Source organism: Pseudomonas sp. NFPP24, from assembly GCF_900112095.1.
Taxonomy (GTDB): Bacteria; Pseudomonadota; Gammaproteobacteria; order Pseudomonadales; family Pseudomonadaceae; genus Aquipseudomonas; species Aquipseudomonas extremorientalis.
This window is the reverse complement of record NZ_FOKD01000012.1, coordinates 55,302-75,867: the sequence shown is the minus strand read 5'-3', so window position 1 is coordinate 75,867 and position 20,566 is coordinate 55,302. Positions and strand designations below refer to the sequence as shown.

The following is a 20,566-nucleotide window of genomic DNA, read 5'->3' as shown; positions in this document are numbered from 1 at the left end:
TACTCAGCCCTCAGCCAGCACCGTCCAAAATCAGACTACGATAGTGCCCCGGGTTGGAACCGGCCCACTTGCGAAAGGCTTTGTAGAATGAGCTGGTATCAGCAAATCCGAGCCGTGCGGCAATCTCGGCAAAACTGATCTGCGGCTCCGCCAACCACACAATCGCCAACTCCTTGCGCACACTGTCCTTGAGCCCCTGGTAGGTCTGCCCTTCTTCCGCCAGGCGCCGGCGCAGGGTCGAGGCGGAAATGCACAGGCTGGCGGCGAGGCCTTCGGTTTCCGGCCAGGTGTCGGGGGGCATCTGGCGCAAATCGTGCTTGATACGGGTGGCGAGGCTGGCGGGGTCGCGGTATTTGACCAGGATGTTGGCAGGCGCGTGGGCGAGGAAACGCTTGAGTTCCTCTGAGCTGCGCTTGATCGGCAGGTCCAGGCAGTCGGCGGAGAAGATCATGCGCGTGCGGGGTCGGTCGAAACGCAGGTTGTCGGAGAACATCACCTGGTAGTCATCACAGAAATCCGGTTTTGAGCAACGCAGCTCAATCGCCAGAATCGGGATCCGCCGCCCGGCCAGCCAACAGGCCACACCGTGCACGATCATCCAATAGGTAAAGTAAGTGAAGGCCCGATTGGGTTCGGACTCGGGCTCCAGCAATACGATCTCCGCCAGGCTTTGTTGACGCACCAACTCAGCAGGCAGGCGCTCCAGCATCAGCGACAGAAACCCCAGGCCGGTTTCCAACCCGGTGCCAAGGGTGGGTTGCGCCATCGCGGCGCGGCAGAGGAACGCCAGGCTGCCGGACTTGAGCTTGCGCGGGTCCATGCCGAAGAACTCATCATCCATGCGTCGGGCCAGCAGGCGCCACAGGCGTGCGTAGGTGGTGGCCGAGACCCGCGCGTTGGGCTCGGCCAGCAGTGCCGGGTCAATCCCGGCTTTATGCAGCACTTCGGCACTGGCCGCGCCGGGCGCGCAGCTTTGCAGCAAGGCCTCACGCACCAGGTGGAGGGAGATGGTGTCTTTTTCCGACATGGGGAAACGGGCATCCGGCGGCGCAAATAATGACGTGCATCATAAGGTGGGTTGCGATTCGCCACCACCGTTCAGCCCATGTTCAGCAAACGTCAAGAATTGTTGTTTAGCAATGAGTATCATTATGTTACAACTTAGCCTCCTATCTAGTTGTGGCGCGGTGCCGAATGCTCGTTCCTTTTCTCATCATGCTGCGCGAAGGCATTGAAGCCGCACTGATCGTCGGCATTATCGCCAGTTACCTGCAACAGACCGGCCGTGGTCAGTGGATGCCTGCGGTGTGGATCGGCGTGTTTCTCGCCGCTGCGCTGGCCCTGCTGGTCGGCGGCGGCCTGGAATTGGTCAGCGCCGAGTTTCCGCAAAAGCAACAGGAACTGTTCGAAGGCATCGTCGGCCTGGTCGCCGTGGGCATCCTCAGTTCCATGGTGTTCTGGATGCGTAAAGTGGCGCGTTCCATCAAGCACTCCCTGCACGAATCCCTCGATCACGCGTTGGCCGGCTCCAAACACCAGGTCACTGCGCTGATCGTGATGGTGTTTTTCGCCGTGGCCCGTGAGGGTCTGGAAACCGTGTTCTTCCTGCTGGCGGTGTTCCAGCAGAGTGAAGGCCCTGGCGCACCGATTGGCGCCCTGCTCGGCCTGATCCTGGCGATCATCGTCGGTTTCCTGATCTACACCGGCAGCATGCGCCTGAACCTCGGTGCATTTTTCCGCTGGACCGGCTTGTTCATCCTGGTGGTGGCGGCCGGCATCCTCGCCAATTCGGTACAGGCCCTGCACGAAGCAGGCGTGTGGAACCACCTGCAAACCGTGCTCTTCGACTTCAGCACCGCCCTGCCCATGGACAGCCCGCTGGGCTCGGTCCTGGCCGGCATGTTCGGCTATCAGGAAGCCCCCACCGTCAGCACCCTCGGCGCCTACCTGATTTACCTGGTGGTGGCCCTGGTGATGTTCTTCCTACCCGCCGCGCCCCCCAAGCCGGCCGTCACACCCTCCTCCGTTTCCAGCCAGTAAGGACCGTCTCTTGTCCAACCCAACCCCTCAACCGGCTTCGCCACCTCGCGCCCTGCGCTGGGCGGTGGCGGGCTCGGTGGTCGTGATGATCGCCGCCGCAGGCCTGTTCTATTACGCCTCGCAACTGGCAGCCAGCAAACGACAGACCAACCACAATGAAATCGCCGTGACCATTCACGGCCACGCTTGCGAGCCGAATGAATTGACGGTCCCCGCCGGCCACGCCAGCTTCCGCATCATCAACCGCTCCGATCGTGCGGTGGAATGGGAGATCCTGGACGGCGTGCTGGTGGTCGAAGAACGGGAAAACATCGCTCCCGGCCTGAGCCAGGTGATCAACGCCAACCTGTTGCCCGGTGACTACGCGATCACCTGCGGCCTGCTGAGCAATCCGCGTGGCACCTTGCACGTAACACCGACCGCCGAGTCCGACGCCCAGGCCAAGGCCAAACCGTCGATGGTGGCGTTCATTGGCCCATTGTCGGAATTCCGCGTGTACTTGAGCGGCCAAGGCAGCGCACTGGTCAAGGCGGTAACCGCGTTGCAACAGGCCATCGACCGTGGCGACCTGGCCCAGGCCCAAGCACTCTACCTACCGGCTCGGGAGGCTTACCAGCGCCTGGCTCCGGCATCGCAACGCCTCGCGCAACTGGACAACGCGATCAACGCTCGTGCCGACTATTTTGAAAAACGCGAACAGGACCCGGCCTTCAGCGGCTTCCACCGCCTGGAATACGGCCTGTTCCAGCAACGCAGCCTTGACGGCCTGGCGCCGGTTGCCCAGCGCCTGCTGACCGACGTCAGCGCCCTCAAACAACAACTGCTGGCCCAGTCCCTGCCACCGGAGCAACTGGTCAGCATCGTGGTGCGCAACCTCAACAGCCTTGCCGATGTACGCGCCATCAGCGGTGAAGAAGAACGCTACAGCCATGTCGACCTGAATGGTTTCGCCGCCAACCTGGAAGCCGCCCACAAGGTGGTGGAGCTGATGCGCCCGCTGCTGACCAAGTCCGCCGCCGACCTGTTGCCTGAAATCGACAGCGCCCTCGCCGCCTTCGATGGCGAACTGCAAGGCTTCAAGGTCGACAAGGGCTACGCCACCTACGACACCGTAACCGCCGATCAGCGCAAGCAGATCGCCGACAAGGCCAAGGCTCTGGCCGTTGCACTCGATGGAATCGACCCCGCCCTTGGCCTTTCCGGCCTGCAGTGAAGACGACCGCACACACGAGTGATTCAGAACACACCAACCTTCAGCGTCGCCGTGTCCTGCTGGGCATGGCCGCCACCGGTGCCGCGATTGCCGGCAGCGCCCTGACCTGCCCGGCCATGGCCGCTGCGACGGAGCAAGTCACCACCGCACCGCGCAGTGACAAGACCCAGGACCACCACGACTTCTTCGGCAAACACCAGAGCGGTATCGTCACCCCACGCCCGGCCTGCGGCATGATCGTGGCGTTCGACGTGCTGGCCAGCGACCGTGACGACCTGGAGCGCCTGTTCCGTACCCTGAGCGAACGCATCGCCTTCCTGATGACCGGCGGCACCGTGCCGCAAGTCGATCCGAAACTGCCGCCCACCGACTCCGGCATCCTCGGCCCGGTAGTCACGCCGGATAACCTGACCATCACCGTTTCTGTCGGCGAGTCACTGTTCGATGAGCGCTTCGGGCTCGCCAAAGCCAAACCCAAGCGCCTGACTCGCATGGTCGGTTTCCCCAACGATGCGCTGGAGCCGGCGCAGTGCCATGGCGACCTGAGCCTGCAGTTCAGCTCCAACACCCCGGACACCAATATCCACGCCCTGCGCGACATCGTGAAAAACCTGCCCGACCTGCTGCTGGTGCGCTGGAAACAGGAAGGCAGCGTACCGCCCCAGGCGCCTGCCAAGCCCGGCGAGCCGGCCCAGAGCGCGCGTAACTTCCTCGGTTTCCGTGACGGTTCGGCCAACCCGAACTCCAACGACGACAAGGCGATGAACCAGATTGTGTGGGTACAGCCCGGCAGCGACGAACCGGCATGGGCGGCCAACGGCAGCTATCAGGCCGTGCGCATCATCCGCAACTTCGTCGAGCGCTGGGACCGCACCCCATTGCAGGAGCAGGAAAGCATCATCGGCCGGGTAAAGCCCACCGGTGCGCCGATGGATGGCCACAACGAAACCCAGGTGCCCGACTACAGCAAGGACCCGGAAGGCAAACTGACCAAGCTCGACGCACACATCCGCCTGGCCAACCCGCGCACGCCGCAGACCCAGGCCAACCTGATCCTGCGTCGGCCGTTCAACTACTCCAACGGCGTCAACAAGAACGGTCAGCTGGACATGGGGCTGTTGTTCATCTGCTACCAGGCTGACCTGGAGAAAGGCTTTATCAGCGTGCAAACCCGGCTCAACGGCGAACCCCTGGAGGAATACCTCAAGCCGGTCGGCGGCGGGTACTTCTTCACCTTGCCAGGCGTCACCGGGGCCCAGGATTTCCTCGGGCGCACGCTGCTCGCTGCAACGCACCCTCAAACCACTGCCAATACCTGAAAAACACACTCAGAGCGGATACCGTCCCATGAAAAAGTCGACTATTGCGTTGTCGTTGTTATTGACCCTTTCGCCGCTGGCAGCGTTCGCCGCCACCGCGCCGCTGGACCTGGTAGGGCCGGTGTCGGACTACAAGATCTACGTCACCGAGGAAATCGGCGAGCTGGTCACCCAGACCCAAGCGTTCACCGCTGCCATCAACCAGGGCGACCTGGCCACCGCCAAGAAGCTCTATGCGCCGACCCGCGTGCACTATGAGTCCATCGAGCCGATCGCCGAGCTGTTCAGCGACCTCGATGCGTCCATCGACTCGCGCGTCGACGACCACGAAAAAGGCGTGACCGCCGAAGACTTCACCGGCTTCCACCGTATCGAATACGCGCTGTTCTCGCAGAACACCACCAAGGGCCTGGAAGCGCTGACCGCCAAGCTCAACAACGACGTCAACGACCTCAAGACCCGCGTCGACGGCCTGACCTTCCCACCCGAGAAAGTCGTAGGCGGCGCCGCAGCGCTGCTGGAAGAAGTCGCCGCCACCAAGATCTCCGGCGAAGAAGACCGCTACAGCCACACCGACCTGTATGACTTCCAGGGCAACATCGACGGAGCGAAGAAAATCGTCGACCTGTTCCGTGGCCAGATCGAGAAGCAAGACAAGGCCTTCCTGGCCAAAGTCGACAAGAACTTCGCCAGCGTGGACAAGATCCTGGCCAAGTACAAGACCAAGGACGGCGGCTTCGAGACCTATGACAAGGTCAAGGAAAACGACCGCAAGGCCCTGGTCGGCCCGGTCAATACCCTGGCGGAAGACCTGTCCACGTTGCGTGGCAAGTTGGGTTTGAACTGACCCAGGGGCCCGGCGACCGCTCAGCCATCAGCGGCGCAGCGGTCGCTATGCTCAAGCAGCTTGCGATCCGGGCGGTTTGGTAGGGTCTACCAGGCCCGTACCGACCAGAAAATAACAGCGCATTTTTTCGTCTACCGTCATCAGGTGAGGCATTGCCTTGCTCAAGCCCGCACTGACAGCGCCCCGGCTGGACAACTTGGACAGGCCTTTGGACGCGGCACTGATCAGGCGCGGATAACCATCCACCGGATTGAAGACCGCGTTCAAGAACAGTGCTGTCTGCTTGGAAAAATCAAATGCGGCGTCGCTGAAGCGCACCTTGGGTTCATTCCAGGACCAGGCAACCTTTGGGGTGCTCGGCGCGACGCGAGCGCTGAATCTGCCGATGGACGGCCGGCTGGTGTTTTTTGCCAGGGTCTTGAGCGAACGGATCAGCGACCGTGCCTGGCCTCCCGCACCGATCATCAAACCTGCGCCGTCCAACGCCAGACTTTGCAGGCCTTTGCCAAAATTACCATCGCGAAAGTCCTGATAGGCACCGACGAAGGGAACCAGCGATAGCAGCAGGTTGACATCCCGCGCATGGGCCTCGCGGCTTTTTTCCACGGGTAACTGGCCCTTTGCCCGTGCAAGCATGTCCTCGGCACTTTCGTAGAAATTGCGTTCGGTGATTTCAACGGCAATGTCCTCGATACGGTCTGACTGATAGGTATCAGGAACAAACGTTTCCCTGGTCACGTTTTCGGGGAGTGGGCGCGGCCCCCTGGTAACACCGACTTTATCGAGAATGACGTCGGAAGAACTGACGCCTTCGCGTGCCGGTGCACCGCTGGCATACGCATTGAAATCCAGGCCGACGTCATGACCGCGACGGATGTATTTGTCTGCAAGCAATTTGTACTTTGCCAGGTAGCTTCTGTCCGAGGCCACCTTATCCAGGGCATTCGTTACCTCAAGGCTGTCGTGTTTGACGATGTTTGCGCTGTAGAGCACTTCGTAATAGGTGACAGTATTGTCGTGAACTACACGCATCAATATCCCCTGCCGCGCGGTCACTGCCGCTCGGTCCTGGTCCGACTCCCACACCTGCTGTTTGCCAGTGGCCTTGCGCAACGTGAACAGTTCCACACTGCCCAGTTCAATGCGCTGGCGATCGACCAACGGCAACCCCGCGAACATCAGTTTGAGCTTGGTGACGAAGCCCATCTTTTGATCGTTGTGGTGACGGGTGACGGCGCTTTCCAGTAGGGGGTCCAAGGCGGGAAGCCGCTCGATGATTTCGTTGAGCTTTTGTCGAGCCGCTGCCGAATTCGTAGAGGACTCATCAATATGCCGATAGGGGGTATTCGAACGTTTACCAGCGTTGGACATATCGGTGGTCAAGACCCATCTGTCCTTGGTCAGATCGCCGCTCATGTACGCCTCGATCAGCGAGCGCGTACGCGGTTCGGAGCGCCTCAGGTTGCGGCGTTCGTCGGAGTCGGGGAGATGAACCTTCATCGCCTCCAATTGGCTGAGGCTGGTCTGAGGCACGGCCTTGAGCAACTCTTGGGTCGCCATCTGCCTGCGCGACGGCAAGGCGGTGCTCAAACGGTTGAACGAACGAGCCGAGAGTGTCCGTTGCCGCGAGAACACACTCGACGTTTTCTTGAGATCCTCCTGAGTATGCCGGCCTTGAGGCTTGTCCGGTATGACACCATTGAGCACTCCCCAGTCAAGCAATATGCCAAGGGCTTGCTCCTGCATGAGGGTGCGTTGACCATCGGACGTAGGCTCCAGGCCCGTCAGTGCGCAGACCTGCTGCTCATCCATCATCCGGGAGGTGCCTGGCAACATGCGTTCAGCCATCGCACAGCCAAGTCGCAATTCCGTCCACGCCGATGTGCCGATCTTGATGCCCTCGGGTAAGTCCCGGACCAGAAACTCGGGGGCTTTCCTCGCCAGCGCCACATGGGCCACCAGGAACGCAAGGCTTGGGTCCATTGCCTTGTTGTCACACAAATACTGCTCCAGAGCCCGGCGGACTTCACCCAGGGTGCGTCCCGCATTGCTGGGGCTGTAAAGCGCGTAACCGCCTATCGAACCCGCAGGCCCTTGCAAAACCGCAACAAGGATGTTGCCAAACGCTACAGCGTCCGGGCCCTGGCTCAACCTCCCAAGGTGAGCGTCGGGATCGGCACTCAGTGTTGCCGGGGTGTACATCGCGAGCGTAGCCAGCGGTTTGTAGTCCGGATCGCCCGGTTGTAGCGGGACCAACCCAGAATAATCACCCAAGGGCGGGGCCGGTGGCAGGACTGTGCGCAACCACCGAATGACGTTGCGGGTCGCCGCAGCCGTACGAGGTACGCCCAACCCCTTATGCTCAAGCAATTGGGCAACATCGTAGCTGGAGTGGGGCCCCATACCCTTGGCAGAGGCCGGCGATGGCTGGATCTTCAGTGTTGACCAATCGGTAGCACGGCTATCCGCCAGTGGCTGCACCTGCTCTTCAAGCAAATTCGCCAGGAAAGCGCGCTCATCCAGGTCACTGATCACGCCGCGCACATCGTCGAGCGCGGCCAAAAACCGAGGAGCTACCGTCAAGCCATGCGCCGCCACCTGGCCTTTGAGTGCCCGCTTCTGTTCAGTGGATTCACCGGGATCCAGGCCGTAGGCGTTCAGCACGACGTGCAGGGGCATACGAGGCTCATCAAGACTGACGCAAGGCAAGCCCTTATCGTCGGGGTCAAGCACATTGCGCATCGCCCGTAGATGCCGGCTCGCCTCCCCCCAGCCACTGTCGTCAGTACTGCTGAACGCTACGGGAGTGCGTATGCCCCCCGCGGCGGTGAAACCCTCTACGCGATCCTTGCGCAGTGTCAGGGTGTCCATTGCCAGGCCTTTGAGCGAGAACCAGGACTGAGAAGACGGTTGATCAAGCAACTGGCGGTAGAGGGCCAAGGCCGCACCGAGACTGCTGTCATCAGGGATTGCCACACTATTCTGGCCGCTGTCGAGGGCCTGTGCCAGACGCTCAGCCAAGGTGGAGTCTCCGACAGTGCCGGTGGCACTGGGCGACATAGGTAATGTCCAGGTGGGCGCCGCAATTGCGGGCGTACCGGGGCGTTCAGGGACAGTTTCGCAGGGGTTGTATGGGACAAGGGAAATTGAAGGTTGGGACATGGGCGCCAGGTCAGGCGCCGGAGTGGCTGGCGCGCAGATGACCGAACCGCTTTGGGCAAGAATAGATGGCATGTTGCTATCCTCTTTATGGCAAATCCATTGAGGGAAAAGCCGTGCCTCCTTGAACGGTTGGAAGGCACTGTAAGAGGGGAAAAGGCAGCCGTTCTATAAGCCGACGCCTAAAACCAGCGATGAAATCGGGCAGAGACTCTAGAGAATTCGATACAACAATCGCTCGATTCGTACCCGGCTGACCCGGCGCAGGAACTTGCCGACCGCCTCCGGGTAGTCCGGCAACGCCTGCAAGTCCTGGTAACGCTCGATTCGCGTGGTGTGCTGGAAAATCTGCGCCAACTCGGTACGTCTCGGCTCCAGCCACTCGCTCTTGGGATCATCGATCAGCAAGGCGTTTTCCAGGTCGAGGCGAAACGCGCGCGGATTGAGGTTGTTGCCGGTGAGCAAGGTGTAGCGCTGGTCGACCCACATGCCCTTGAGGTGGTAGGTGTTGTCGTCGTGGTGCCACAGGTGCAGGTTCAACTGGCCGTGGTCGATGTCGCGCTGATGGCGCTTGGCGAAACGGCGCAGGCTGATCTCGTACAGGTACGGCAGCGCGGCGATCACCTTGAACGGCTCGCTGGGCGGGATGTAGAAGTCGTTGGCGGTCTTGTCGCCGACGATGATATCGATCTTCACGCCACGCGCCAGGGCGCGGTTGATTTCGCGGGTCACTGGCAGCGGCAGGTTGAAGTATGGCGTGCAGATGGTCAGTTGATGCTGGGCACTGGCAATCAGCTCCAGGATCACTCGGCTCAACGGATTGTTCTTGCCCACGCCCAACAGCGGGCTGACCGACAGATGGCCGTTGGGCAATTGCCCGGCGGTGGTGTCGTATGCCGCGTGCTTGAGACGGCTACGCAGGTCGCCGATGTCGTTGCGCAGGCTGCGCGTAGTGGGCGGGTTGGGCAAGTCCAGGCGATGCACCGCCTTGGACGCCACCAGGCCGTGCTCCACCAGGTGCTGCATGGAGTCTGCGAGCGGTTGGCTGTGGATCAGGTGGTAGCGGTCGTAGCGGTATTTGTCGAACTTGTGCAGGTACACGTTGTTCAGGCTCGCGCCGCTGTAGAGCACCGTGTCGTCGATCACAAAGCCCTTGAGGTGCAGCACGCCGAACAGCTCGCGGGTTTGCACCGGCACGCCATACACCGGCACTTCACTGCTGTGGCTCTGGGTCATGGCCTGGTACCAGGCACTGTTGCCCGGCTGCTTGCCGGCGCCGATCAAGCCACGCTGGGCGCGCAACCAATCGACCACCACCACGATATCCAACTCCGGGCGCGCCGCCTTGGCGGCGTGCAGGGCGTCGTAGATCTCCTGCCCTGCCTCGTCCTGCTGCAAATACAGCGCGACGATGTAGATACGCCGTGTGGCCTGGGAGATTTTTTCCAGCAGGCAGCGACGATAGGCAGCAGCGCCGGACAGCACGTCAATCGCATCAGGAGTCAGGGGGAAACCGCGCAGTTTGGGCAACAGGGAGCGTTTGAAGAACGACGGCATAAGGCTCGCAATGGGTCGAATCCGAAGAGGCCCCGAGCTTACACCATGGGTGGGCCCAGGTCTTGCTGTGACGCATGGAAAAAATTTAATTGACCAAGAAGAACGATCGTTCTACTGTTCACGACATGAACGATATGACCAGTAATGAAACCCGCGACATCATCCTCGACGTCACCGAGAAGTTGATCTATCGCCATGGCATCGCCGCCACCGGCATGGACTTCCTGGTGAAAACCGCTGGTGTCTCGCGAAAAAGCATCTACCGCTACTTCGCCAATAAAGACGATTTGGTGATTGCCGCCCTGCAGCGTCGTGACGAGCGCTGGATGCAGTGGCTGCGCACAGAGGTGGAGTGTAGCGAAGGCACCGGCCAACGCCTGCTGGCGGTGTTCGATGCACTTAAAACCTGGTTTGGCTCCGCCGATTTCCGCGGCTGCGCCTTCATCAACACCAGCGGCGAAACCGGCGACCCGCAGGATCCGGTACGCCAGTTGGCCAAGACCCACAAACAGAAACTGTTCGAGTACCTGCTCGAACTGTGTCAAGCACATGGCACCCCCGACCCTGAGCGGCAGGCCGCGCACCTGCTGATCCTGATCGATGGCGCCATTACCGTTGCCCTGGTGATGGGCGATTCAACAGCTGCCGATAATGCGCAATGCATGGCGCAAACCTTGTTGGGACTTTGATCGCACAACGGCGCAACTTTCAACACACCCTGATTGTTTGAGGAACTGCCCCCATGTCATCGACTGCAGAAACACGTCCGCCCCTGCCGCCGTTTACCCGCGCATCGGCCATCGAAAAAGTGCGTTTGGCCGAAGACGGCTGGAACTCCCGCGACCCCCACCGGGTGTCCCTAGCCTACACCCTCGACACGCAGTGGCGTAACCGCGCCGAGTTCGCCCATAACCGCGAAGAAGCAAAAGGCTTCCTGACCCGTAAATGGGCCAAGGAGCTGGATTATCGGCTGATCAAGGAGCTGTGGGCGTTTACCGATAATCGCATCGCCGTGCGTTATGCCTATGAGTGGCACGACGATTCGGGCAACTGGTTCCGTTCCTATGGTAACGAGAATTGGGAATTCGACGAGAACGGCCTGATGGCCAATCGGTTTGCCTGCATCAACGACATGCCGATCAAGGAAAGCGAGCGCAAGTTCCACTGGCCGCTGGGACGGCGCCCGGATGATCACCCGGGGCTGTCTGACCTGGGTCTGTAAACCGTGGCGGCGATGGCGTTGCTGAAATCGCCATCGCCGCCAGGCCGGGCTCCTACAGGTTGTTGTCGGCTTCAGTCCTGATTGAGGCCGACTCGGTATAGCACGCCATCATCCTCATCTGTCAGCACATACAAAAAGCCATCCGGCCCCTGCCGTACATCGCGAACCCGCGCTTTCAAAGCGCCCAGCAAACGCTCCTCGTGAATCACCTTGTCACCGTCGAACTGCAAGCGGATCAGTTCCTGGCTGGCCAGCGCGCCGATGAACACATTGTGCTGCCAAGGCTTGAAGCGGTCTGCATCGTAGAATGCCATGCCGCTGATACCCGGTGATTTTTCCCAGACATGATGGGGCGGCACGGTGCCTTCTGCGGTCTTGCCTTTGGCTTCGGGAATCGGTGCCAGCGAGTAATTGATGCCGTGGGTCGCCAACGGCCAGCCGTAATTCTTGCCGCGCTCGATGATATTGATCTCGTCACCCCCGCGTGGCCCATGTTCATTTTCCCAGATCGTGCCACTCCAAGGATTCAGCGCCAGGCCCTGGGGGTTGCGCTGACCGTAGGACCAGATCTCCGGGCGCACGCCTGGCTGGCCGACGAAGGGGTTGTCATCCGGCACGCGGCCGTCGGGGTAGATGCGCACCACCTTGCCCTGCAGTTTGTCGAGGTCCTGGGCGGTCGGGCGGTCGTTGTTTTCGCCCAGGGTCACAAACAAATAACCGTCGCGGTCGAAGGCCAGGCGTGAACCGAAGTGATTGCCGGTGGACAGCTTCGGCTCCTGGCGCAGGATCACTTTGAAGTCGGTCAGGCCACTGAGGTCAGCCGCCAGACGTCCACGCCCTACCGCAGTACCGGCTGTTCCGCCCTTGCCGCCACCTTCGGCGTAGGAAAGGTAGACCATGCGGTCCTGCTTGAAGTCCGGCGACAGCACCACGTCCAGCAAGCCGCCCTGCCCCTTCGCCCACACTTCAGGCACGCCCGTCAGTGGCGCGGACAATTTCCCGTCAGGGCTGACAAAACGCAGGTGGCCAGGCCGTTCGGTGACCAGGAAACCTTGCTTGTCCGGCAGAAAAGCCACGGCCCAGGGATGGTCCAGGCCTTTGGCGATCGGTGTGACGGTGATGCTGCCTTGCTCGCTGGGGAACTGCTGGGCATCGGCTGCGAAACTGGCCGTCAACGGCAGTAGAGAGGTTGCGCACAGCGCGGCTAGCAGGGTTTTGCGTAGAAACATAAGACGGAATCCTTACCGGCGATTGCCGTTGGCATCATAAGTGGGGGCTTTGGTTTCGGTGGCCGGACGGCTGGGCGCAGCGTCGCGCTTGGGATAGCTGTTGCCAATGCCGCCGTTTTCCAGGGTCGGTGTGCGCGTGGTCGGCCCGGTCTGAATCCCGCGAATCGCCGGCGCGTTGGGCTGGGTGCCCTGCATGCTGTTGGGATTGGCCCGGTGGATCGGGCCGTTGTTGGCGTTGTTGCTGCCGGGCAGGTTTTGCGCCTGGGCCACGGGGATCAGGGCCAGACCCAACAGCAGCGCTGCAACGTGACGCATACAAGTGTTCATTGACAAAGCCTCTCGGGAGTGAGGAGTACGTGCTTTCGATAACACGCTACGCCTTGGGTTCGGCTTTCGACGCTAAATAGTTTCTCATCAGGTGTAACACGATCTGTCCGCGCATCTGCCAAGGGAAACTTTTCATATCGGCACCGAGTCACCAGAACACCCCCTCTACTCAAGGAGTCGCACCGATGCCACGAGCTATCTGGAAAGGCGCCATCAGCTTTGGCCTGGTGCACATCCCCGTGTCGCTGGTCTCGGCCACGTCATCGCAGGGCGTTGACTTCGACTGGCTGGACAAGCGCAGCATGGACCCGGTGGGCTACAAGCGCATCAACAAGACCACCGGCAAGGAAGTCACCAAAGACAACATCGTCAAGGGTGTGGCCTTCGAGAAAGGCCGCTACGTGGTACTCAGCGAAGAGGAAATCCGCTCGGCCCACCCCAAGTCGACCCAGACCATCGAGATCATCGCGTTTGTCGCCAGTGACCAGATCCCGTTTCAGAACATCGACACGCCCTACTTCCTGGCACCGGACAAGCGCGGTGGCAAGGTTTACGCGCTGCTTCGGGAAACGCTGAGGAAGACCAAAAAAGTCGCGCTGGCCAACGTGGTCCTGCACACCAAGCAGCACCTGGCGGCACTCATGCCGCTGGAGTCGGCGCTGGTATTGGTGATGCTGCGCTGGCCCGCCGAAGTGCGCAGCCTGGACGAACTGGAACTGGGCAGCGACGTGACCAAACCCAGCCTGGCCAAGGGTGAACTGGACATGGCCAAGCGCCTGGTCGACGACATGAGCGCCGACTGGCAGCCCGATGAATATCGCGACAGCTTCCAGGAAAAGATCATGGCGCTGGTGGCCAAGAAGGCCAAGGCCGGCAAGATCGAGGATGTGGAAACCAGCCAGGACAGTGAAGAGCGCAAGTCCGCCGATGTGATCGACCTGACGGAGTTACTCAAGCGCAGCCTGGCCGGCAAACCCGCCAAGAAGCCCGCCGCGAAGAAAACCACCAAGGCGTCATAAGCCATGCCAAAGCCCCTCAGCGAATACAACCGCAAGCGCGACTTCGGCGTCACCGGCGAACCGGCGGGCAATGCGCCCGCAGGAACACGCAACGCTTCGGCGCTGTCCTTCGTGATCCAGAAACATGACGCGCGCAACCTGCACTATGACTTCCGCCTGGAACTGGATGGCGTACTGCTCAGTTGGGCAGTGCCCAAAGGGCCCAGCCTGGACCCGACGCAGAAGCGCCTGGCCGTGCATGTCGAAGATCACCCTCTCAGCTACGGCAGTTTCGAAGGCAGTATCCCGGCGGGCCAATACGGCGCCGGGGACGTCATCGTGTGGGACCGCGGTGTGTGGCAACCCCATGACGACCCGCGCAAGGCCTACGCCGCCGGCAAGCTCAAGTTCACCCTGGTCGGCGAAAAGCTGTCCGGCGATTGGACACTGGTCCGCACACGCCTGAAAGGCAGCGGCGATAAGGAACAATGGCTGCTGATCAAGGAAAAAGACGCGCAGGCACGACCTGCCCAAGACTACGATATTGTCCAGGCCCAGCCCGACAGCGTGCTCAGCGACGCCTCGCTGAGTAAGCCAAAACCACGCGCAAAAGCCCGAAAAACCAGCGTCGCCCTCCCCGAGCACTTCACCCCGCAATTGGCCACCCTGGTGGATCGCGCCCCCGAGGGCGATTGGCAGTACGAAATCAAGTTCGACGGTTACCGCATGCTTGCGCGCATCCGCGACGGCGAGGTGCGGCTGTTCACGCGCAACGGCCACGACTGGACCGACCGCCTGCCGCGCCAGGCCAAGGCCTTGCAAGCCCTCAAGCTCAAGGACAGTTGGCTCGATGGCGAGGTGGTCAGCCTCAACGGCGATGGCCTTCCGGACTTCCAGGCGCTGCAGAACGCCTTTGATATCGGACGCAGCCTGGACATTGTCTACTACCTGTTCGATGCGCCGTTCCTGGATGGCCAGGATCAGCGCCAGGCCCCCGTCGAAGATCGCCGTGCAGCGCTGAAGACTGCGTTGTCCGGCAGCAGAAGCAAGCTATTACGCTTCTCCGAAGCCTTTACTGCCCATCATCGGGACATCTTTGAAAGCGCCTGTGACCTGGCCCTCGAGGGCGTCATCGGCAAGCGCCTGGGCAGCCCATACGTGTCCAGTCGCAACACCGATTGGGTCAAGCTCAAATGCCGCCTGCGCCAGGAATTCGTGATCGTCGGCTACACCCGTCCGCAGGGCTCGCGCAGTGGTTTCGGTGCACTGCTGCTGGCAGTGAATGACACCTCGGGATTGGTGTACGCCGGACGCGTGGGCACCGGGTTTGATCAAGCGTCACTGAAGGCGATCCATGCGCAACTCAGGCCATTGGAGCGTGAGTCATCGCCGCTTGAAAAAGCCCTGACCAGCGCCCAGGCCCGTGACGTGCACTGGGTGGAACCGACACTGGTCGGCGAAGTGCAGTTTGCCGAATGGACCCGTGAGGGGGTGATCCGCCAGGCGGCGTTTGTCGCAATGCGCACCGACAAACCGGCCGCACAGGTCATTCATGAGCAACCGCGCACGGTCAAATCCATGAAACCTGCGAAAAAAACCACTGACACCGTGAAGATCACCCACCCGGACCGCGTGATCGATAAGCAGAGCGGCATGCAGAAGGAGCAACTGGCGCAGTTCTACAACAGCATCAGCGAGTGGATCCTGCCTTTTCTGCGTCACCGTCCCGTGTCACTGCTGAGGGCACCCGAAGGCATCGACGGCGAACAGTTCTTCCAGAAACATTCGGAGCGCCTGGCCATTCCCAACATCAAGCAGTTGGAACAGGCACTCGATCCCGGCCATGCGCGCCTGATGGAAGTCGACAGTGCCAAGGCGTTGCTCGGGGCGGTGCAAATGGGCACCGTGGAGTTTCATACCTGGGGCGCCACTGTCGACAAGATCGAAACTCCGGACCTGTTTGTACTCGACCTCGACCCCGACCCGGCGCTACCGTGGAAAAGCATGCTGGAAGCGGCGCAACTCACCCTCTCGGTCCTGGACGAATTGGGCTTGCAAGCCTTCGTCAAAACCAGTGGCGGCAAAGGCCTGCACCTGGTCGTGCCGCTGGCGCGCCGAGATGACTGGGACACTGTCAAGGCATTCGCCAAAGCGATTGCCCAATTCATGACCGAGCAACTGCCCGAACGCTTCACCGCGACGTCAGGGCCAAAAAACCGGGTGGGCAAGATCTTCATCGACTACCTGCGCAACGCAAGGGGCGCCAGTACCGTGGCCGCTTATTCGGTAAGGGCGCGGCCAGGTTTGCCGGTGTCGGTACCGGTCAGTCGCGAGGAATTGAAGGGATTGCACGGGGCCCAACAATGGACCGTCGCCAATCTGCAGCAGCGCTTGGACGGCTTGAAGAACGATCCCTGGGACGGCTATACCAATCGACAGAAGATCAGCAAAAAGATGTGGGACAAACTGGACGCCCATCCACCGGAGTGAATGGCGCCCGAAGCACTCAGATCAGCAGGAAAATGGCGGCCAACCCTGCAAAGATCGCCCATTTTTCCAGGTAATAACGCGTACGGTTGCGCTTTTTCAGCTCTTTGCCGCGCAAGCGAATCTTGTACAGCCGGGTGAAGGCGCGGTTGAGCCCGCCCGTCTTGTCACCGGCATCGTTGGGCGAGCCCGCAGCCGCCATTACGTTGCGGCTGAACCAGCGATTGAACGCAGCGGCCCAACGGTATTTCATCGGGCGCTCGATATCGCAGAACAGAATGATGCGGTTCTGCTGCGTCGTGTTTTCCGCGTAGTGGATGTAGGTCTCGTCAAACATTACCGGCTCGCCATCACGCCAGTAGTAGTTCTCACCGTCCACGTTGATGTAGCAGCCCGGGTCGTTCGGCGTGTCCAGGCCCAGGTGATAGCGATACGAGCCCGCATACGGGTCGCGATGGCGCACCAGCCTGGACCCCGGCGGCAGTTCGGCGAACATCGCGGCCTTGATCGAACCGATGCCCTGCACCAGCTCGGTGGTACGCGGGCACAGCTTCATCGCCGACGGGTGGCTGTCGCCATACCATTTCAGATAGAAGCGCTTCCAGCCGGACTTGAAGAACGAATTGAAACCTACGTCGTTGTACTGTTCCGAGCGCTTGATTTCGCCGGCGCGCAGCAGGTTCTGGCCTTCCTCGCGAATCTCCTGCCAATGCTCCTGGAGCGGGCTCAGGTCCGGGAAATCGCTGGGCGACAGGTAAGGTCGGCTGGGCAGCCTGGAAAAGAGGTAGAGAAAGCAGTTGATCGGCGCCAGGAAGGTCGAATGATCACTGAGTTGGCGCCCCAGCTTGTGCCGCACCCGCCCACGCAGGTGTACATACGCAATCGAGGCAACGTAGAGAATAACAATGATGAGTTTCAAGGGATTTCGTCACAAGTCAGAAGAGAACAGGCTGCTCCTGCGTGCCCACAACGGACGAGGATGGATAGCAGCACCTGAAATCACAATTCACACAATCGGCACGACCGGCTGAGTGACCACCCGGCGCGTGGCCCTTTGCAGTTATTTAGCCACAGGTTGTAACCAAAAGTTAACTAAGAATTGTGAAAAGCTGTCTTCTGACGGATGTTGCGAAGGCGCACAACCACTGGGCATGAACCGCCGTTGTGCGCGATGCTGTTACAGCAAAGGTTCATCGTCCTTGCGCTCTCGGCGGGAAAAACGCCCCTCTTCCAGCGGCGAGTAAGGTGCCGGTTGTCCACGATTCTGCACAACGTAGCGGATCAACGCGATGACCAGCCCCAGCACCAGCCCTGCAGTCAGGCTCAAGGCAACCACCAGCGCTTTCTTCGGCTTTATCGGCGCCAGCGGCTCTTGGGCGCGACGATCAATGGTCACCAGTTTGAGGTTGCTCATATCGATGTTCAAGTTGCGCAACCGCGCGACTTCGGCACGCAGCGGTTCGACATCCTGCAGGAAAATGTCCTCATTGTCGCGCCTGCGCAGTACCTCGACCTTACGGTTCACCTCTAACATTTGCAATTCTTTGCCGATCTCGGCGACGCGGGCGTTGGTGAAATCGTCGCTGGTGCGTCGCTGGAGTGCATCGCGCTCCGCTTCAAGCGCATTGGAGCCCATGAAATACAGCGGGATTTTCTGGTTGTTGACTTCAGTACGCATGACCTGCCCGCTTCCACCGCGTGATGCATCCGCCATTGCCGACGGCGTCGTCGGGGTTTTGATTCCCAGGGACTTGGCAATGGCGATGGCCTCGGTCAGTTCTGCCAGCCGATCACTGCGCTCCATCTTCATCTGCAGACGCAGCGCACTGAGCTCATCTTGCAACTGGGCACGCTTGAGCCGGTCGCTTTCCAGCAGTGAGGCGATCTTCGACTCTTTCTCGTTCTCATAATTGGCGCGAGCGGCATCAATCTTGCCCTTGAGCTCGTTCAAGCGGTTATTGACGATCACCTTGAGGTCCGCGCCCACTTGCTCGCGCTCGGCGCCAATAGCGTAATCGACAAACCCGTTGAGAATCGCCACACCATCGACATCGGCGGGGTACTGCAACTCCAGGCGGATGTAACTGCTCAACGAGTCAGCCTTTTTGGGGTCAGGCAGAATGAGGTTGACCGCGTTGCGATTGAAGTCTTCGAAAGACTGCTCCAGGCTTTGGCCTGGTTTCTGAAATGCCTTGAACAATTGCTGGTGCGACTTGAAAAATTCCAGCCGTGTTTCGTAAGAGTCCAATTGCGACCCCACCTTTGACAGCGCATCGGCGGGCGGTAGCTTATAAACCTCGGAACGGTTCAACGCGTCCAGCTCATTCAGCGCGGCAGGACGCAATACACTACTGACCTCATAAGTCCGGGGCGCCAAAAGCGCGTAACCGCCCCCCAAAACCCCCGCAATGATCGCACACCCAAGGACCAGTCTTTTTTGCCGCCAGATCGAATGAAAGAGGTCGTACAGGTCAATTTCATCTGATGAAGGAGTCACATGAAGCGGGACGTTTCGATTCAAAATTAGCTCACCTAAAAAAATGACATTAAACGGCCATCACCGCAAATGTTTGGAAAGCCCGTTGAAGGGCCAGGGGCAACGCCCTGCGACACCGATGTACAAGTCTTCGGAGCAATCTGACAACTCAGGGTAATGAAAAATCCCAACCCATTAAACTATGTTCGCCGCGCGTTGCGTAAATATTCCTACAGACATCAACGACTGGAAATATGCTTGTCATAAGAATAGACAACTTCAGTTGAATAATTGCCTTGAAACCGAAATAAACCCGAAAGGACTCTCTATGCCGATTACTCGCGATCCGGATTACCAACTGCTCCAAGGCGTCTGGGAGCAAATCGCCCTTGAAGACAACGGCGTGCCAAACCCCGTTGACGATGCCCATAGCGCGCCCGGTGCACTGACCACCATCAGCGGTGACCAATTTGAAGTGCTTACGGTCAATGGTGAAGTGCTCCTGGCTGGCCAGTTTTTCCTCGACAGCCGCACACTTCCTAAAAGCATCACTTGGATCGATTCCATCGGCGAAGATGCCGGCAAGCGATTGCCCGCAAGCTATCGCCTGGAAGGGGATGAATTCGTTTTTATCGCTGCAGATGAAGGCATGCCCAGGCCAATCATATTCAATACCGGCCCAGGTCAAACCATGCGTACTTTCGTGCGTCGCGCCTGACCAGCGCGTTTTTGCTTTTGGAAAAGCCCTCTCACTCAAGACGCCTGGTGGCGGTCAAGGTAAAGCACATCGGCAATTGTGCGGGCTGGTGCTCGTACTGGTCGTACAGTTCTTCGCGATTGGAATGGGGATATTCCTGCAGGTGGCCGATCTGCAACTGCGCGCCGATCGCGGCACTGACTATGTCGCCTAAGGTATGCACGTACCAATAGGAGGTCGGTCCGGCCACTTCACCCTGGCCTTCATAGACAATCGACTCCTGCAGCACGAACGGCTCGCGCTGAAAGTAGGAACTGGCCGGCAGGAATGGGTTTTGCGCCCGGGGATCGAACACCTCCAGAAACGGGTGGGTTTCATACATCACCAACGTGCCCCCCGGCTTGAGGGTGCGCGCAACATGCTGCATGAACAGCGCTGCATCCGGCATCCAGCCCAACACCCCAATCGTAACCAGGGCAATATCGAAGCGCCCGTGCAACGCTGGCGGCAGATGATGGATGTCACTCTCGATGAACTCAGGGTTGTGCGGCGAGACATCGGCCAACTCCCGGGCCTGCTGGAGGAACGCCGGGGATTGATCCACCCCTACCACCGAACGTGCGCCCAGGCCAAACAGCGACAGGCTTTCGCGGCCATTGTTGCAGCACAGCTGCACCACGTCCTTGCCGGCCACGCCAACGTCCTGCAGCAACCCGGTAATCGTGGGGTCCAGGCAGGAAAAGGCCGCCTGGCCGACGCTGTTGAGCAACGCGTTCCAGGTGTCGGTGGTCTTGTGCAGGCCGGCCGATTGATCCCAGGCGTCTTTGTTGCAGGCAATTGCCTGTTGAGCTGAGGGCATGTCCATTGCGTCTCCAGGTAATCCATAAAAAGGGGCTCAGAAAATAAGCCATGTCCCCACGGAATAAAACCCAGCTAATGCACGAAACTTAACGCAAGGCCAACGGGTCACTAACGCAATGCGTGTTCAGTCCTTG

At 60.1% G+C, this 20,566-nt stretch carries 17 protein-coding genes; 9 read left to right on the top strand and 8 right to left on the bottom strand.

All coding sequences use genetic code 11. The features are described 5' to 3' along the window. Positions 1–10: 10 nt before the first annotated feature. Positions 11–1,027 carry an AraC family transcriptional regulator gene (locus BM026_RS23370; RefSeq protein WP_093530240.1) on the bottom strand — a complete coding sequence of 339 codons (1,017 nt, stop codon included), beginning with the start codon at positions 1,025–1,027 and terminating at the stop codon, positions 11–13. Between the two features lie 167 nt (positions 1,028–1,194). Here BM026_RS23370 and efeU point away from each other — a divergent pair, with 167 nt between their 5' ends. From efeU to efeO (BM026_RS23350), 4 genes are read left to right on the top strand one after another with little or no spacing between them, the layout of a single operon-like run. Continuing rightward, positions 1,195–2,040, top strand: a complete 846-nt coding sequence (efeU, locus tag BM026_RS23365; protein WP_092250147.1) for an iron uptake transporter permease EfeU — start codon at positions 1,195–1,197, stop codon at positions 2,038–2,040. A 10-nt stretch (positions 2,041–2,050) separates the two neighbouring features. Further along, positions 2,051–3,253, top strand: a complete 1,203-nt coding sequence (efeO, locus tag BM026_RS23360; RefSeq protein WP_093530238.1) for an iron uptake system protein EfeO — start codon at positions 2,051–2,053, stop codon at positions 3,251–3,253. After that, entirely contained in the window at positions 3,250–4,572 is a 1,323-nt protein-coding gene (gene efeB, locus BM026_RS23355; protein ID WP_093530236.1) for an iron uptake transporter deferrochelatase/peroxidase subunit, read from the top strand. The genes efeO (BM026_RS23360) and efeB overlap by 4 nt, the downstream gene beginning before the upstream one ends. A 28-nt stretch (positions 4,573–4,600) precedes the next feature. Next, positions 4,601–5,419: an iron uptake system protein EfeO gene (gene efeO / locus BM026_RS23350; RefSeq protein WP_093530234.1), complete on the top strand. Its 819-nt coding sequence runs from the start codon at positions 4,601–4,603 to the stop codon at positions 5,417–5,419. A gap of 51 nt (positions 5,420–5,470) precedes the next feature. Here the strand turns inward: efeO (BM026_RS23350) and BM026_RS23345 are convergent, their stop codons facing one another. Next, positions 5,471–8,440: a hypothetical protein gene (locus tag BM026_RS23345; RefSeq protein WP_139217573.1), complete on the bottom strand. Its 2,970-nt coding sequence runs from the start codon at positions 8,438–8,440 to the stop codon at positions 5,471–5,473. 351 nt (positions 8,441–8,791) lie between these two features. Continuing rightward, positions 8,792–10,135, bottom strand: a complete 1,344-nt coding sequence (gene pssA / locus BM026_RS23340) for a CDP-diacylglycerol--serine O-phosphatidyltransferase (RefSeq protein ID WP_092250159.1) — start codon at positions 10,133–10,135, stop codon at positions 8,792–8,794. A 125-nt stretch (positions 10,136–10,260) separates the two neighbouring features. On the opposite strand from pssA, the gene BM026_RS23335 reads away from it, so the two are divergent. Together BM026_RS23335 and BM026_RS23330 are read left to right on the top strand one after the other, a co-directional pair. Beyond that, on the top strand, positions 10,261–10,824 hold the full coding sequence (locus tag BM026_RS23335) for a TetR/AcrR family transcriptional regulator (protein WP_093513201.1): 564 nt from the start codon (positions 10,261–10,263) through the stop codon (positions 10,822–10,824). Between the two features lie 53 nt (positions 10,825–10,877). Then, positions 10,878–11,357: a nuclear transport factor 2 family protein gene (locus tag BM026_RS23330; RefSeq protein WP_071495778.1), complete on the top strand. Its 480-nt coding sequence runs from the start codon at positions 10,878–10,880 to the stop codon at positions 11,355–11,357. A gap of 71 nt (positions 11,358–11,428) precedes the next feature. Here the strand turns inward: BM026_RS23330 and BM026_RS23325 are convergent, their stop codons facing one another. Both BM026_RS23325 and BM026_RS23320 read right to left on the bottom strand, forming a co-directional pair. Next, positions 11,429–12,586, bottom strand: coding sequence for a PQQ-dependent sugar dehydrogenase (locus BM026_RS23325; protein WP_093120941.1), 1,158 nt, complete (start codon positions 12,584–12,586; stop codon positions 11,429–11,431). 12 nt (positions 12,587–12,598) lie between these two features. Further along, on the bottom strand, positions 12,599–12,913 hold the full coding sequence (locus BM026_RS23320; RefSeq protein WP_092250165.1) for a hypothetical protein: 315 nt from the start codon (positions 12,911–12,913) through the stop codon (positions 12,599–12,601). A 185-nt stretch (positions 12,914–13,098) separates the two neighbouring features. On the opposite strand from BM026_RS23320, the gene BM026_RS23315 reads away from it, so the two are divergent. Both BM026_RS23315 and ligD read left to right on the top strand, forming a co-directional pair. Next, positions 13,099–13,932, top strand: coding sequence for a non-homologous end joining protein Ku (locus BM026_RS23315; RefSeq protein ID WP_093530231.1), 834 nt, complete (start codon positions 13,099–13,101; stop codon positions 13,930–13,932). A gap of 3 nt (positions 13,933–13,935) precedes the next feature. Further along, complete coding sequence (ligD, locus tag BM026_RS23310; protein WP_093530229.1) at positions 13,936–16,401, top strand: DNA ligase D; 2,466 nt, start codon at positions 13,936–13,938, stop codon at positions 16,399–16,401. A 16-nt stretch (positions 16,402–16,417) separates the two neighbouring features. Here the strand turns inward: ligD and lpxO are convergent, their stop codons facing one another. Both lpxO and BM026_RS23300 read right to left on the bottom strand, forming a co-directional pair. Beyond that, positions 16,418–17,317: a lipid A hydroxylase LpxO gene (gene lpxO, locus BM026_RS23305; RefSeq protein ID WP_092250175.1), complete on the bottom strand. Its 900-nt coding sequence runs from the start codon at positions 17,315–17,317 to the stop codon at positions 16,418–16,420. Positions 17,318–17,575: 258 nt separating this feature from the next. After that, positions 17,576–18,919 (bottom strand): LPS O-antigen chain length determinant protein WzzB, encoded by a 1,344-nt coding sequence (locus BM026_RS23300; RefSeq protein WP_071488432.1) that lies wholly within the window; start codon positions 18,917–18,919, stop codon positions 17,576–17,578. Positions 18,920–19,202: 283 nt separating this feature from the next. Here BM026_RS23300 and BM026_RS23295 point away from each other — a divergent pair, with 283 nt between their 5' ends. Continuing rightward, entirely contained in the window at positions 19,203–19,592 is a 390-nt protein-coding gene (locus tag BM026_RS23295) for a TIGR03067 domain-containing protein (RefSeq protein WP_071488433.1), read from the top strand. Between the two features lie 31 nt (positions 19,593–19,623). Here BM026_RS23295 and BM026_RS23290 read toward each other — a convergent pair whose 3' ends face one another. After that, entirely contained in the window at positions 19,624–20,436 is an 813-nt protein-coding gene (locus BM026_RS23290) for a class I SAM-dependent methyltransferase (protein ID WP_093530227.1), read from the bottom strand. Positions 20,437–20,566: the final 130 nt, after the last annotated feature.